Raw genomic sequence first — 14,528 nt, 5'->3', positions numbered from 1 at the left:
ATTAATAATATATCATAAAAGCTTGTTAGAATTCTAAAATTCATAATATATTAAAATAATTTTAAGGAGTTAGACATGATTTTTCAAATTAAAGAGTCAAGAGAGTACAGACTGAATTTATATTACATAATAGCTCAGGGTCTATACTGGATGATGGTATGCTGTACAATCAGCATGGGCTCAGCTTATTTATCTAACAGAGGTTATTCCACAGTTGGAATAGGTGCTTTATTTGCTATCGCTTTTTTAGTAGCTACAGTGTTACAACAGGTTGTTTCATATCTGACAGATAAAGCTGCTAGCTTTGATGTGGTAGATGTTTTAGCTTTGCTTGGTGCTGTTGTTACATTGGATTTATTCTTTGCTATAGGAACAAATTCTAAGGGCTTTGGAACTAGCTTCACATTCTTTATTGGAGCTATGGTTGCCACAGTAATACAGCCATTTTTAAATGCGCTTAATTTCCATATTGAAAAATACAATGTGAAAATGAACTTTGGAGTTGCCAGAGCAAGCGGGTCTTTCTTCTTTTTTATAATGAGTTTGCTTGTTGGAAATTTCATGACTCTTACATCTGAAAGAGCAGTAACTATTCTTGGATTTATTGTTTCTGCAGCCTTTGTTGTTGTAATCATTCTTATATATAGAGAATTAAAGAATTCGGGAATTGAAATTAATGAAGATTATGATCCGTTTTCCGAAGAATCAAAATCGGATAGTTTCAGTTTAGAATCAGTAAAGAAGTTTATTAGTAAATATGAGATGTTTTTCGTTTTTTTAATTGGTGTTGTTTGCTTTTATTTTGGACATGTTTTGATAAACAATTTCTTATATCAAATCACCGTCAATGTTGGAGGAAACGAGGCCAGCAACGGAGGGCTACTAGCACTACAGGCAATCGTAGAGCTTCCTGCTATGATTTTCTTTAATCAGCTTAAGGATAAATTTGGCACCAAAAAGCTTCTTGGTGTTTCTGCGGTATTTTATTTTGTTAAAATTCTTGTTACAACCTTGGCAACATCTGTTGGATTTTTATATTTCAGTATGTTATTCCAGGCTTTGGCTTTTGCGATTTTCATACCAGCATCTGTTCATTTTGTAGATGAAATCATGAATAAGCAGGATGCTGTTAAAGGACAGGCTTTTGTAACTATAGCTATGACATTTAGTAATTTACTTTCAAGCTTACTTGGCGGTGTATTAATTAGAATTATTGGTGTAACACCTGCTTTATGGTTTGGCACATTGGTCACTTTTGCAGGAGTGGTAATAGCTATATTTGGATTAGCAAAAATCTGCGAAAATAATTAAATAAAAGATAGATTTTTTTGGTACAAATTGCTAAAATAATTATATACAATTATTTTAAAGGATTGATATGGCTAAGTATAATATTGGTGGATACATCTTCGATGATGAGAATAAAGCAAAAAAAGCCGCCAAAGAGCTTAAGGCAGTTGAGTATATCTTGGGGCAGATCAAAGACAGCGATGAGAATGCTGTGCTCACTGTATATAAAAAGCTTTTGAATCAGCGAATGTTTTCCACTGAAATCGGTATGAGTTTTCTAGCTCAGCTTAGGCAGAATCTTTTAGATTCAGAGGTTTTTACGCCAGAGGATATTCCTCCTGTTTATTCTTTAGAAGAACCCCCTAAAGACGTGACACCAGAAGAAAAAACAGAAGATACAAATTCATCTTCTGATGAAAAAGTATCTAAAGCTAAGAAGGAAAAAGCCGATAAAAAAGTTGTGGCTAAAGTCACAAGTGATTCTTCAGAAATCAAAAGACTAAAAGCTATCAACAAAGTCCTATTAATTTTATGCATTGCATTGTTGCTTTGCGTTTTGGGAATGTTTTATGTGAGTACCACAATAAACAGCCCGACCATACTCGATTACGAAGAAAAGCTAATCGACAAGTATTCTTCTTGGGAGCAGGATCTTACCGAAAGAGAAGAAGCTATCAGGGAGAAGGAACAGGAACAACAATAATATTATTTCAAGGATTGGGGTTGGTGTTATGTCTAAAAACAAAATTCTTGTGGCTGATGATGAAAGCCGAATGAGAAAACTTATCAAGGATTATTTGGTAAGAGAGGATTACGAGGTCATAGAGGCCGAAAATGGGGAACAGGCTCTCGACATGTTCTATATGGACAGCGAGATATCACTTATCATTTTGGATGTTATGATGCCAAAAGTTGATGGGTTTGCCGTTTTGAAAGAAATCAGAGAGACTTCTTCTATACCTGTTCTTATGCTTACAGCTAAGGGCGAGGAAAATGATGTTCTTAATGGTTTTGAGCTTGGTGCTGATGAGTACATTAACAAGCCATTTTCTCCAAAGATTCTTATGGCCAGAGTTAATGCAGTTCTTAGAAGAAGCACAGATGATTCAATCGGCAAGAAGGTTGTTGAAGCTGGTGGCATTCAGCTAGATGTTGATGCTCATGTAGCAACTAACGATGGTACTCCTGTAGAGCTTTCTGTTAAGGAATTCGAGTTGCTTTATTACTTCATCAATAATGAAGGAATCGCTCTTTCAAGAGAAAAGATTCTCAATCATGTTTGGGACTATGATTACTTTGGAGATGCTAGAACAATCGATACTCACGTTAAAAAGCTTCGTAGTAAGTTAGACGATAAGGGAAACTACATCAAGACTATTTGGGGCATGGGGTATAAATTTGAAGTCGACGCAAAGGTCTAATAAAATTAATCGCCAAATTGTAGGATTGATAGTTACAATCATACTTGGTTCACTTGTTATTGTTAGTATTCTATCATCCTGCTTTTTAGGCGATTATTATGTTTTAACAAAGAGACATGATATGGTAGAACTCTACGATATCATGTCTAATAAGTGCAATGAGGGTGTTTTATACGGACAAGATTATGAAGCAGAAATAGCAGCCTTATTTGATAGGTTTTCTGTAAATTGCGTTGTTACAGGCGCTAGCGGAGAGCCTTTAATTTCGTCTAATACTAATTCTGAGATTTTATTGAATCAACTCAATTATTCAATGTTTTCAAACGATGAATCTGTAGATGTCATTAACAAGAATGATAATTACGAGATTTTTAAGCAGGCTTTTCCAGGTTCAGAGGATGATTATCTTGTTCTATTAGGATTGCTCCCTGATGGTAGTATCGTTTTTATTAGAGCTACTTTATCTGCAATGGAGCATACCAGTTCAATCACAAACAAGTTTTTCCTATATATGGTTCTGATTGCGATTCTTATGACTACAGTATTTAGTCATTTTGCGATTGCAAAGTTTACTCAGCCATTATTTAACATAATTGATATAACGAAGCGTATTTCAAACTTCGATTTTGAAGCAAAGTACACGCCTCAGGTTATATATAATGAGATGGATGATTTGGGTGAGCATGTTAATGAAATGTCTACTACATTAAAACGTGCAATTAGCCAGCTTCGTACTGCTAATGAAAGCCTGAAACACGATCTTGAAGTTCGTGAAGAAAATGAAAACATGCGAAAAGAATTCGTATCAAATGTTTCACACGAGCTGAAAACACCAATTGCCCTTATCCAAGGCTATGCCGAGGGTCTGCAGGAGGGCATTATGGAGGATGAGAACAGCCGTCAGATTTATCTTGATATCATCATTGATGAAGCAAACAAGATGAACCGTTTGGTTAGAGAAATGCTCATTCTTAATCAGCTTGAAGCTGGTCAGATGAATATGGATATGGTTGATTTTGACGTGACAGAAATGATTGATAGTGTTGTTGATAGCAATAAAATCAATTTCGAAGCACAGAATATTACCTATTCATTTATCAACAAAGAACCTTGCGTGGTTCATGCAGACGAATTCTTAGTGGAGCAGGTTATTACTAACTTTATTAGTAACGCAATTCACTATGTATTAAATGAAAACATCATTAATGTAAGATATGATTTTGTTAAAAAGGGCAAAGTTCGAATTAGTGTATTCAATTCCGGAAATAACATTGCCAAGAAGGACATCAAGCACATTTGGGAGAAGTTTTACAAAGCTGATAAGGCTAGAAGCCGTGAATATGGCGGCAGTGGTATCGGCTTGTCAGTTGTTAAAGCTACAATGGATTTGATGCATGAAAAATTTGGTGTTGAAAACTTGCCAAATGGAGTTGAATTTTGGTTTGAGTTAACTTTGACAAAAGACACAAAAATCAAACAAAATTCATAGAATTTTCTGATTTTTTGTGTTGAACAATACACATATTAATGCTAACATACCATTAATGATTAGTTTATTCTTCTAGGAGATAGCATGAAAATTAAAAGATTTTTCCTTTTGATTTCGGTTATGTGTTTTTCTCTACTTTTCACCGCTTGTGGTGAACCTTTGTATACTATGACAGAGAAAGAAGAGGCGGTAATCACAGCTTATGCCTCAAAAACTGTTTCAAAATTCAATAAAAATCAGACAACAGGAATTGCCAATGCCCGCGTAAAGGCTGGCGAGCTGGATGATGAATATGAGCCTGATGAAGCTGAATCAGAGGAAACAGAAGAGGTAATTGACGAGGAAAATACAGAAGTCGAATATGATCCAGAAACTGGCGAACCTATAGTTACAGATGAGACTGAAGAAGGCACTACCGAGGAAGGTTCTGAGGATGCAGGATATTCTATGACTGATGCAATTGAGATACCGGGTGTAGAATTTACTTGCTCTGAGTTTGATGTAACTTCTGATTACAAAACAAACAATTTTGTTCTACAACAGGTTTCTGGCAAAAAATACGTAGTACTTTCTATTGAAGCGAAAAATACATCAGATTCATCTGTTAATTTTTCAAATTATACAGGAAGAACATACAATTTATCATTGAATGGTGGAGCAAAAGCAAGTACCCAGTACACACCTTTATCAAATGATTTAGCAAACTATGATGGCATACTGGCAGCTGGAGAATCAAAATCATTTATTTTGGTCTTTCTATTCAGCGATTCGTCAGTAGAAAATATATCCTCACTTGAATTATTCATTACAAGTGATGGCACAACAAGAGGGACAACCATATAAATCATATAATTGATTTAAATGAGAGGAGATTTGCATGGATACTAATATTTTATTAGAGTCGGGCACTAACGAGCTCGAAGTACTTGAATTTAAGGTTGGCAAGAATTTCTATGGAATTAACGTTGCCAAGATTAGGGAGATTTTGTTATATCAACCAGTAACACCTCTACCTAATGCGCATCCTTCTATAGAAGGTATCTTCATGCCAAGAGATATTATGATTTCTGTCATTTCTCTTCGCAAGTGCTTAAATATTACAGATGAAGCTGATACAGATGGCTTATTCATCATTACAAACTTCAACAGTTTGAATACAGCTTTCCACGTTGATGAGGTTCTCGGAATTCATCGTGTTTCTTGGGAAGACATCATCAAGCCTGATGCAACTATCAGTTCTGATGAATCTGGTGTTTCAACAGGTGTTATTAAGTTAGAAGACAGACTCGTAGTTATTCTTGACTTCGAGAAGATTGTTACAGATATCAATCCTGAGACTGGTCTTAAGGTTTCAGAAATGGATGATTACGAGACAAAAGATCGTAGTAAATCACCTATTTTACTTTGTGAGGATTCACCACTTCTTTCAAAGCTTATTGTTGAGTGCTTGAAGAAGGCTGGTTACACTAACCTTATCGTTAATATGAACGGTCAGGAAGGTTGGGATAAGCTTGTTGAGTTCCACAAGAGAGGTACAGTTCTTAACGACGTACATCTTATTATCACTGATATCGAGATGCCTCTTATGGATGGTCACAGACTTTGCAAGCTCGTTAAAGAAAATGACACCATGAAGAACATTCCACTTATTATTTTCTCATCACTTATTAACGACGAGATTAGACGTAAGGGCGAAAGCCTTGGTGCTGATGCTCAGCTTACAAAGCCTGAAATTGGTAAGCTTATTTCAGTTGTTGATGAGCTTGTTGCTAAATATGAAGTCGCTCGTAAAGGCAATTAAAATTTTTAAAACTGAGGGGTGTGCTTTGCATGCCCCTTAATTAAATTTAAGGGAGGACATGTAGATGTCTCAGTCAGAGGACTACTTAGATGGACTACTGAATTCAATAAATAAGGCTAAGACTGATGCTATGCAGGTCCAGGAGAATGCTATGAAGAAGCAACAGCAGGTTGTTGAGAGCCGCAAGGCTGTTGCTCCTGATGAGGATTTTCTTACTGCAACAGGAATCGATTCTTCTCAGGCACAGACTAAGACTTCCCATCCATACCTCAGAAAGGTTCTTTCCGAGGAGGATTTTTTGCGCCAATTTGAAGAAGAATTGGATACTGATGATGTAGATTTATTTATTAGTAATTTTGAACAGGAAATCGACGAGGAAGAGCGCATTTTCCAGGAAACAGGTGAATTGCCTGATTCTGAAGGTGTTGTAAATTCTCTTCTTAATAATATTAAAAGTGTTGTCACTAAGGCACAGGATGAACTGGATGAACCAGAACCAGTTGCCCAAGACGAAAGCGAATCTGAAATGGATTCTCAGGAAGAAAAGGCTTCAGAAGAATTTGAGTCGTTAGAGCCTGATACAGAAGAAGCTGAGGATGATTCTGATGAGCTTAGCTTAAAGGATATTCTTGAAGATGATGAACCTCAGATTGATTTAGCTGCAGATGATTCACCTATAGAGATACCAGATGATGGAGAAATAGATTTATCCAACTTTATTGAAGAGCCTGAGGATGCTCCTTTAGATGAGGAAAGGCCTGCAGATTCTGATGATTCAGATGATTTTGGTTTGTCATTAGATGATATTATCGAGGATTCAGGAGAGGAAGAACCTCTCGATGATTCCCTCAAAGAATTCCTTCCTGATGAGATGGATGCTTTAGATGAAGCTCAGTACGGTGATGGAGAAGAGCCTGATTTGTCAGGTGATGGAGATTTGGATCTCGAAAACCTTCTTGAAGGAGACGATGAGGACCTTCTTGATATTCAATCACTTTTAAGTGGTGATGAAGAAGGTGCTGGGGAAGCTGCAGACATCGATGAATCTGCCGAGGAATCTGAGCCGGAAGAAGAGGAAGAAGAAGGCAAAGGAAAAGGTAAAAAGAAAAAGAAGAAAAAAGCTAAAAAGGAAAAAGGAGAAAAGGGAGAGAAAGAACCTAATCCTATTATCCAAAAGCTTTTACTTATACTTTTTGGACCTCCTGATGAGGATGAGCTTGCAGAGGAAGCTGCAAAGAATACCACTGTTGAGATTACCTATGATGAAGATGGAAATCCAATAGTTCCAGAGCCTGAGGAAGATCCAAAGGAAAAGAAAAAACGACTTAAAGAAGAAAAGAAAGCTGCAAAAGAAGCGGCCAAAAAAGAGAAGGAAGCTGCCAAGAAAGAAAAGGCTAAGGAGAAGAAACCGAAGGAACCAAAGCCTAAAAAAGAAAAGAAACCAAAGGAACCTGATAATTCTCCTAAAATTCCTATTTCCATTATTGCCACATTTTTGGTATTATCTATATCAATAATTGGTGTAGTAATGGTTGGGATGACCTTTACAGGTCTTAAGCGTCATATGGCACAGGCTAATGAATTGTTCGAAGCGGGCGATTATATAGCAGCATATGAAAAGCTTAATGGTTTTGATTTATCTGATGAGGATGTTGCCTTACTCAGAAATCAAGCAAGAACTCTTGCTGATTTGCAGCTTTGTCAGCAGCAATACGAAGCATTCATTCAGTATGAGCAGTACAATTACGCATTAGATTCCTTGATTATTGGTGTTGGAAGATACGAAAAATATAAGGATGATGCTGCAGAATATGGTATAGCAGATCAATATGATGCATATGGAAGCACTATGATTGCTGAACTCTCTGAGACTTTTGGATTATCAGAGGAGGAAGCCTTAGCTATATATAATCAGCCAAACCGTCATTACTATACAATAGAACTTAGAAAGGTGCTGAGAGGCTTAGGTTTACCAGATTTATGATTGCAATACTAGATTACGATGCAGGAAATATTAAAAGTGTAGAAAAAGCATTTAAAATCCTTGGTAAGGAAACTGTCCTTACCAGGGATTTTAGTGTAATTAAAAAAGCCGACCATGTTGTATTACCAGGGGTCGGCTCTTTTGCTGATGCTATGAACCATCTTAAAAAATACGAACTTGATAAAGCTATAAAAGAATATGTTGCTAGCGGCAAACCATTTCTTGGTATTTGCCTGGGCTTACAGCTTTTATTTGAATCAAGTGAGGAGTCCCCTGGTGTTGAAGGTCTTCATATATTGGATGGAGAAGTTATTAGAATTCCAGATGCACCAGGCTTAAAGGTTCCACACATTGGCTGGAATTCTTTGGATTATCCAAACCAGGGACGTTTGTTTAATGGTATAGATGAGGGTTCATTTGTTTACTTTGTTCATTCGTATTATTTGAAAGCAAAGGATGAAGCTATCGTTAAAGCTACAACTGAATATGGTTGTCATATTCATGCTTCTGTTGAGAAAGACAATATATTTGCTTGTCAGTTCCATCCAGAAAAGTCATCATCTGTAGGACTTCAGATTTTGAAGAATTTTGCAGAGATTTAATCCTGTTGCTAGTTGTTTGTTCTATAGGAGAATTGTTATGTTTACAAAGCGTATTATCCCATGTTTGGATGTCAAAGATGGAAGAGTAGTTAAGGGTGTTAATTTCGTTGATTTAAGAGATGCTGGGGACCCTGTTGAAATAGCTGCAGCTTACGACAAAGCAGGAGCGGATGAAGTAGTATTTCTTGATATCACCGCATCTTCAGATGGTAGAAACACCGTCGTAGATATGGTTCGTCGAGTTGCAGAACAGGTTTTTATACCTTTTACTGTTGGCGGAGGCATCCGTACAGTAGATGATTTCAAAGCTCTTTTACGTGAGGGAGCAGATAAAATCTCTGTCAATTCTGCTGCAATTGATAATCCTCGTCTTATTTCAGATGCTGCTGATAAATTTGGCAGCCAATGTGTCGTTGTTGCTATTGATGCAAAGAAGCGCGTTGATGGAGGCTTTAACATTTATAAGCACGGCGGTAGATTAGATTGCGGCATAGATGCAGTAGAATGGGCTATTAAGTGCGAAAAGCTTGGAGCGGGCGAGATTCTTCTTACTTCTATGGATTGTGATGGTACAAAAGCAGGATTTGATTTGGAACTTACTAAGGCTGTTTCTGATGCTGTAAATATTCCTGTTATTGCATCAGGTGGCGCTGGCAATATGGAGCACTTCAAGGATGCTCTTACAATTGGTGGTGCTGACGCGGCTCTCGCGGCATCTTTATTCCATTATAAGGAACTGGAAATCGTTGATTTAAAGAAATATCTTAGGGAACAGGGGGTTTCTGTAAGATTATAAAAAAGATGGGATATGTTTTAACAAAAGTTTCACATGTCCCTGTTATTATGTTAGTAAGTATAAATGTAAGTAAGAGACAAAACAGTAGAACAAGGATGTTCATGTTTTATTTTCAAAGGAGTGATGTTTATGTCTTTAACTATTAATTCATTTGGAAACAATTCTATATATTCATTGTTTGGTGGCAATAGCTCATCTAGCGTGAATTCAATGTTTGGAGGACTTGAGGGTTCTCTTACAAGCTTATCTCAGATTAAGTCAGGTTCATATGGAAAGCTGGTTAAGTCATATTATTCAAAGTATGATAATGATGGAAACCTAAAGTCTGACACATCTAAAAAGTCAAAGATTGCAGACTCTAATTTGAGTGAGATTAGAAATGATTCATCAGATTTGAGCAAAGCTACAGATAAGCTTTTAGCTAAAGGCAAGAATTCAATCTGGAACGAAGTTGAATCTACTGATGAAGAAGGCAATGTTACAAAGGACTACGATAAAGATAAGATTTATAGCGCTATTAAAGGTTTTGCAGATGCATATAATGAGCTTGTAGATAGTGGCCAGAAGTCAGAGAGTACTGGAATTCTTTCACAGGTTGCGGCTATGGTAACAACTTCAGCTAAGACAGCACAGACACTTGGAAAGGCTGGCATTACCATAGATAATAAGAATCATCTTAATGTTGATGAAGATTTCCTGAAGAATAAAGCAAATATGACTTATGTAAAGGATCTGTTTAATGGAACTGGTAGCTATGCTTATCAGGTAGCCACCAAGTCTTCAATGGCTAATTCCTATGCAAGCAATGAACTTGCAAGCATTACAGGCCGTAAGTCATATACTAACAGCGGAGATTATTCATTATCTGCAGATGATATGATTAGCAAATTTAATACAACTACATAACATAAAATTAAAGCTGGTCCTTAAGGGCCAGCTTTTTTATGCCTTTATTTACGTCGGTCAATGCCATTTTCTTTGTAATATCTATTTTTGTCTTCGTACATATGCTTGTCTGCTTTATGCTCCAAATCCTCTATAGATGCATCTAGTGAATCTACATAAGCTGCATATCCTACTGAAAGTGAAAGCTTATCTACTAATAAACCTCTCCATTGGGCCGCTTTCGCTTTTATATCGCTTACTATCTGCCCAGGATTGTTAGTGTGTAGTATTGCCAAGAATTCATCGCCACCGGTTCTGTAGGTCTTACCAAAGGAGCCTATAGTTGATTGCAAGCAATCTGCGGCGCCCTTTATTAATTCGTCACCAGCTGCATGTCCGATTGTGTCATTTGCTTTCTTTAGGCCATTAACATCTACTGAGAAGATAACAAAGTCTTCAGGCAGGCCTTCTTTCTTATATACTTCTACGTCATCGTCATAGCAACGTCTGTTGAACAGCCTTGTAAGCTCATCAGTTAAGGAAATGTTTATCAGATGCTCCTCACGGCGTTTCTCTTCATCGATATTTCGTGTAGTGAATATAACGATATTTGGAATTCCATCTGCCGTCTCATCAACGGCAATATATTGAGCTCTGAACCAACCGTATGTAGCATTGATGAAATCGTTAGATAGAATCTTTTTGTGAGTTAGTCTGGCTCTTACTGTAGTGATATCTGTGAACTTCCAAAAATCGTCTAATTGCTCAGGTACTACAAATTTTTTTATATTCTGAGTCATTCTGGTGTGATTTTGATTTGGCATTTCTATTTTATGTTCAATTTTGTTTTCATCACGTAGAGACATTTCCGTGGAATTAATAAAGTTAATCAGATTAACGTTATTATAAATTTCGGCCATTGAACGTAGGGTTTTCATTTGCTCGTGCATATCTTTTTCGTGATCACGTATTTCCAGGAATTTCTCCATCAGCTGCTTTATATAGTTGATAGATACTTCGAGTATTACGTATCCGACTATAAATAGAAGTATTGCTTCCATGGTGTATCCAGTCATGATGCCTCTGAATTCCACTTTTGGACTTATGTCTCCAACCTTTCTAGCTGCATAGAAAGGGGCGGTTTCATATGCTGCAAGGATCATCATCATATAATTAAATAGTGATGAAAACAGATATATTGTCTTATTTACATATAATATGCTTAATAAAGGTACCAAAAACCAGGTAAGCTTTATTGCGAAATGAGAATAATTCAAGAAAAATAAAAAAATATCTAGTGAAACCAATGCAAAAATTGCTGTATTTTTAGAATCTGGAAATTTGTACATGGCAAATCGATGTATCGCAGAAATCAGTAGAATAATTCCAGATAAATACAAACAATCAAAATAATCTATGCTATGAATTATGCCCAGTGCAATAGGGATGGCCATAAGAGGGCCTATAGATATTCCAATCCATAGACATCTATTTATATAGTCGTTTATTTTCCTATAATTCTTTTGAGAAAAGTCTTCATAACTTGTTATATTCTTCATTACATACTCCTCATAATCATGTATATAAAGCTTAATCTATTTGTTTGAAAAAGTTGTGAATAAAAATAGAATTTACAAATAAAATATGGTGGACTTTGGGCTGTTGTTCGGTTATAATTTTTGCGGAAATTGTATTAAAGGAGGAACCCATGGTAGTAAAATCTTTAGCAAGAGAATTATCAGAAACCACGTATCCAGGCAGAGGCATTGTCATTGGCCGTTCAGAAGACGGAACCAAGGCTGTCTCTGCTTATTTTATTATGGGGCGTTCTGAAAATTCCAGAAACAGAGTATTCGTAGAGGACGGTGAGGGCATCCGCACACAGGCTTTCGATCCTTCAAAGCTTACAGACCCTTCACTTATTATCTATGCACCAGTGCGAGTGCTCGGAAATGATACCATTGTTACAAACGGAGATCAGACAGACACTATTTACGATGAGATGAAGAAAGGCAAAACATTTGAACAAGCACTTCGCCTTCGTGAGTTTGAGCCAGACGGCCCTAATTTCACACCTCGTATTTCAGGTCTTATTCACATTGAAAATGGTGAATTCAATTATTTAATGTCAATTCTTAAATCAAACATGGGCGATAGCGATTCATGTAACAGATATACTTTTGATTATTCTAATCCTAAGGCTGGTTCAGGCCGATTTATTCACACATATATGAATGATGGCAATCCACTTCCTTCATATGAGGGAGAGCCAACACCAATTGAAATAAAGGGAAACATCGATGAGTTTACATCACTTATTTGGGAGAACCTTAATGAAGATAACAAGGTTTCACTTTTTGTACGCTACATCGATATCGCTAGTGGTGCCGTAGAAACTCGTATCGTAAACAAGAATAAATAATTTTGTATTTTGGAGGATTTTGTAATGAAAGAATTGGAATTAAAGTATGGTTGTAACCCTAATCAGAAGCCTTCACGTATTTATATGGAAGATGGGGATCTTCCAATTGAGGTTCTTTCTGGTAAGCCTGGTTATATTAATTTTTTAGATGCCTTTAATGGTTGGCAGTTAGTTTCCGAGCTTAAGAAGGCTACTGGTCTTGCAGCTGCTACATCATTCAAGCATGTTTCACCAGCAGGCGCTGCTGTGGGTCTTCCTCTTTCAGATGTAGAGCGCAAAATTTACTGGTGTGACGATTTAGATATGGAATTTACTCCACTTGCAAATGCTTATGCTAGAGCAAGAGGTGCAGACAGAATGTCTTCATTTGGAGATTTTATTTCACTTTCTGATGTTTGCGATGTTGCTACAGCAAAGCTTATTAAGCGAGAGGTTTCTGATGGTGTCATTGCACCTGGTTTCGAGCCAGAAGCTCTCGAGATTCTTAAAGCTAAGAAAAACGGCAACTATGCAGTAATCAAAATTGATCCAAACTATGTTCCAAAGCAGCTTGAGCGTAAGGAAGTATTTGGTATTACATTTGAGCAGGGAAGAAATGAGCTTGTTATCGACGACAACTTCTTTGCAAATATTGTTACAGACAATAAGGAACTTACAGAGCAGGCTAAGATTGATCTTGCCATTGCAATGATTACTCTTAAGTACACACAGTCTAATTCTGTTTGCTACGTAAAGGATGGTCAGGCAATCGGCATTGGTGCTGGCCAGCAGTCACGTATTCACTGTACTCGTCTTGCAGGACAGAAGGCTGATAACTGGTGGCTTCGTCAGTCTCCAAAGGTTCTTAACCTTGATTTTGTTGATGGAATCAAGAGAGCTGATAGAGATAATGCAATCGACCTTTACATTGGAGATGAATTCGAGGATGTAATCGGAGATGATGTATGGGAGAAGACTTTCAAGACAAGACCAAGCGAGTTTACAAGAGCTGAAAAGCGTGCATGGCTTGATAAGATGTCTGATGTAGCACTTGGTAGTGATGCATTCTTCCCATTTGGCGACAACATTGAGCGTGCACACAAGTCAGGCGTTAAGTACGTAGCTCAGCCAGGCGGCTCTGTTCGTGATGACAATGTTATCGAGACATGTAACAAGTACGGAATGGTTATGTCATTTACTGGACTTCGTCTATTCCATCATTAATATGGGTTTTTCCCTAAAAAGCTTGAAAAATCAAATAATTCTGATATAATAATTATTGTTATTGAAGAGAGCGACTGAAAGAGAGAGCGTTTTTGCTCTCTCTTTTACTATGTTTGTTCACTTTTAACATGCACAACTGAATAAGGAGGACATTTATGTCAAAACACACCGATTACGAAAAACGTACGGAAGAATTGATAACTCCTATTCTTGATGAGATGGGCTTTGAGCTCTATGACGTTGAATACGTTAAAGAGGGCACAGATTATTATCTTAGAGCCTACATCGACAAGGAAGGTGGTATCACAATTGATGATTGCGTAGATGTAAGCCGTCGCATGAACGATTTACTTGACGCAGAGCCACAGATTGGTGGAGACGAAGGATATATCTTCGAAGTTAGTTCACCAGGTCTTGGCAGAGTTTTAAAGAAAGATAAGCATTTTGAAAAAGCTATTGGACTTGATGTTGATATTAAGACATACAAGCCGGTTAATGGTGCTAAGGAATTTACTGGAACACTTAAGGCCTTCGATAAGGATACTTTTACAATCGAATTTGAAGATGGCACAGAGGTGTTTAATAGATCAGACGTTGCACAAATCAAATTATCAATAGATTTCTAGTAGAAATAG

At 37.0% G+C, this 14,528-nt stretch carries 14 protein-coding genes; 13 read left to right on the top strand and 1 reads right to left on the bottom strand.

Annotation, left to right across the window (positions count from 1 at the left end; all coding sequences use genetic code 11):
• Positions 1 to 75: 75 nt before the first annotated feature.
• The 10 genes from T375_RS03085 to T375_RS03040 all read left to right on the top strand — a co-directional run bounded on the left by T375_RS03085 (position 76) and on the right by T375_RS03040 (position 10,289).
• On the top strand, positions 76 to 1,311 hold the full coding sequence (locus T375_RS03085) for an MFS transporter (RefSeq protein ID WP_044934668.1): 1,236 nt from the start codon (positions 76 to 78) through the stop codon (positions 1,309 to 1,311).
• Between the two features lie 67 nt (positions 1,312 to 1,378).
• Complete coding sequence (locus T375_RS03080) at positions 1,379 to 1,993, top strand: hypothetical protein (RefSeq protein ID WP_044934665.1); 615 nt, start codon at positions 1,379 to 1,381, stop codon at positions 1,991 to 1,993.
• A 28-nt stretch (positions 1,994 to 2,021) separates the two neighbouring features.
• Positions 2,022 to 2,711, top strand: coding sequence for a response regulator transcription factor (locus T375_RS03075; RefSeq protein ID WP_033154202.1), 690 nt, complete (start codon positions 2,022 to 2,024; stop codon positions 2,709 to 2,711).
• Entirely contained in the window at positions 2,689 to 4,200 is a 1,512-nt protein-coding gene (locus tag T375_RS03070) for a sensor histidine kinase (protein ID WP_155952407.1), read from the top strand. The genes T375_RS03075 and T375_RS03070 overlap by 23 nt, the downstream gene beginning before the upstream one ends.
• An 84-nt stretch (positions 4,201 to 4,284) precedes the next feature.
• The gene (locus T375_RS03065) at positions 4,285 to 5,043 is read left to right on the top strand and encodes a hypothetical protein (protein ID WP_044934659.1); all 759 of its coding nucleotides are present in this window, start codon (positions 4,285 to 4,287) and stop codon (positions 5,041 to 5,043) included.
• A 34-nt stretch (positions 5,044 to 5,077) separates the two neighbouring features.
• Positions 5,078 to 6,001: a chemotaxis protein gene (locus T375_RS03060; RefSeq protein WP_044934656.1), complete on the top strand. Its 924-nt coding sequence runs from the start codon at positions 5,078 to 5,080 to the stop codon at positions 5,999 to 6,001.
• A gap of 64 nt (positions 6,002 to 6,065) precedes the next feature.
• A complete protein-coding gene (locus T375_RS03055) occupies positions 6,066 to 7,985 on the top strand; it encodes a hypothetical protein (RefSeq protein ID WP_044934653.1) in 1,920 nt (639 codons plus the stop codon).
• A complete protein-coding gene (hisH, locus tag T375_RS03050; RefSeq protein ID WP_044934650.1) occupies positions 7,982 to 8,587 on the top strand; it encodes an imidazole glycerol phosphate synthase subunit HisH in 606 nt (201 codons plus the stop codon). The genes T375_RS03055 and hisH overlap by 4 nt, the downstream gene beginning before the upstream one ends.
• A gap of 37 nt (positions 8,588 to 8,624) precedes the next feature.
• The gene (gene hisF, locus T375_RS03045) at positions 8,625 to 9,383 is read left to right on the top strand and encodes an imidazole glycerol phosphate synthase subunit HisF (protein ID WP_044934646.1); all 759 of its coding nucleotides are present in this window, start codon (positions 8,625 to 8,627) and stop codon (positions 9,381 to 9,383) included.
• A 129-nt stretch (positions 9,384 to 9,512) separates the two neighbouring features.
• Positions 9,513 to 10,289 (top strand): hypothetical protein, encoded by a 777-nt coding sequence (locus T375_RS03040; protein WP_044934643.1) that lies wholly within the window; start codon positions 9,513 to 9,515, stop codon positions 10,287 to 10,289.
• A 44-nt stretch (positions 10,290 to 10,333) separates the two neighbouring features.
• Here the strand turns inward: T375_RS03040 and T375_RS13095 are convergent, their stop codons facing one another.
• Positions 10,334 to 11,827, bottom strand: a complete 1,494-nt coding sequence (locus T375_RS13095) for a GGDEF domain-containing protein (RefSeq protein ID WP_049960263.1) — start codon at positions 11,825 to 11,827, stop codon at positions 10,334 to 10,336.
• A 149-nt stretch (positions 11,828 to 11,976) separates the two neighbouring features.
• Between T375_RS13095 and T375_RS03030 the strand changes: the two genes are divergently transcribed.
• From T375_RS03030 to rimP, 3 genes are all read left to right on the top strand, one after another.
• Entirely contained in the window at positions 11,977 to 12,690 is a 714-nt protein-coding gene (locus tag T375_RS03030) for an IMP cyclohydrolase (protein ID WP_044934640.1), read from the top strand.
• A gap of 24 nt (positions 12,691 to 12,714) precedes the next feature.
• Positions 12,715 to 13,893 carry a phosphoribosylaminoimidazolecarboxamide formyltransferase gene (locus T375_RS03025; RefSeq protein ID WP_044934637.1) on the top strand — a complete coding sequence of 393 codons (1,179 nt, stop codon included), beginning with the start codon at positions 12,715 to 12,717 and terminating at the stop codon, positions 13,891 to 13,893.
• A gap of 155 nt (positions 13,894 to 14,048) precedes the next feature.
• The gene (gene rimP / locus T375_RS03020) at positions 14,049 to 14,519 is read left to right on the top strand and encodes a ribosome maturation factor RimP (protein ID WP_033154192.1); all 471 of its coding nucleotides are present in this window, start codon (positions 14,049 to 14,051) and stop codon (positions 14,517 to 14,519) included.
• Positions 14,520 to 14,528: the final 9 nt, after the last annotated feature.

It is taken from the genome of Pseudobutyrivibrio sp. LB2011 (assembly GCF_000701765.1).
Lineage (GTDB): Bacteria > Bacillota > Clostridia > Lachnospirales > Lachnospiraceae > Pseudobutyrivibrio > Pseudobutyrivibrio ruminis.
This window is presented reverse-complemented; position numbering and strand designations above follow the sequence as displayed.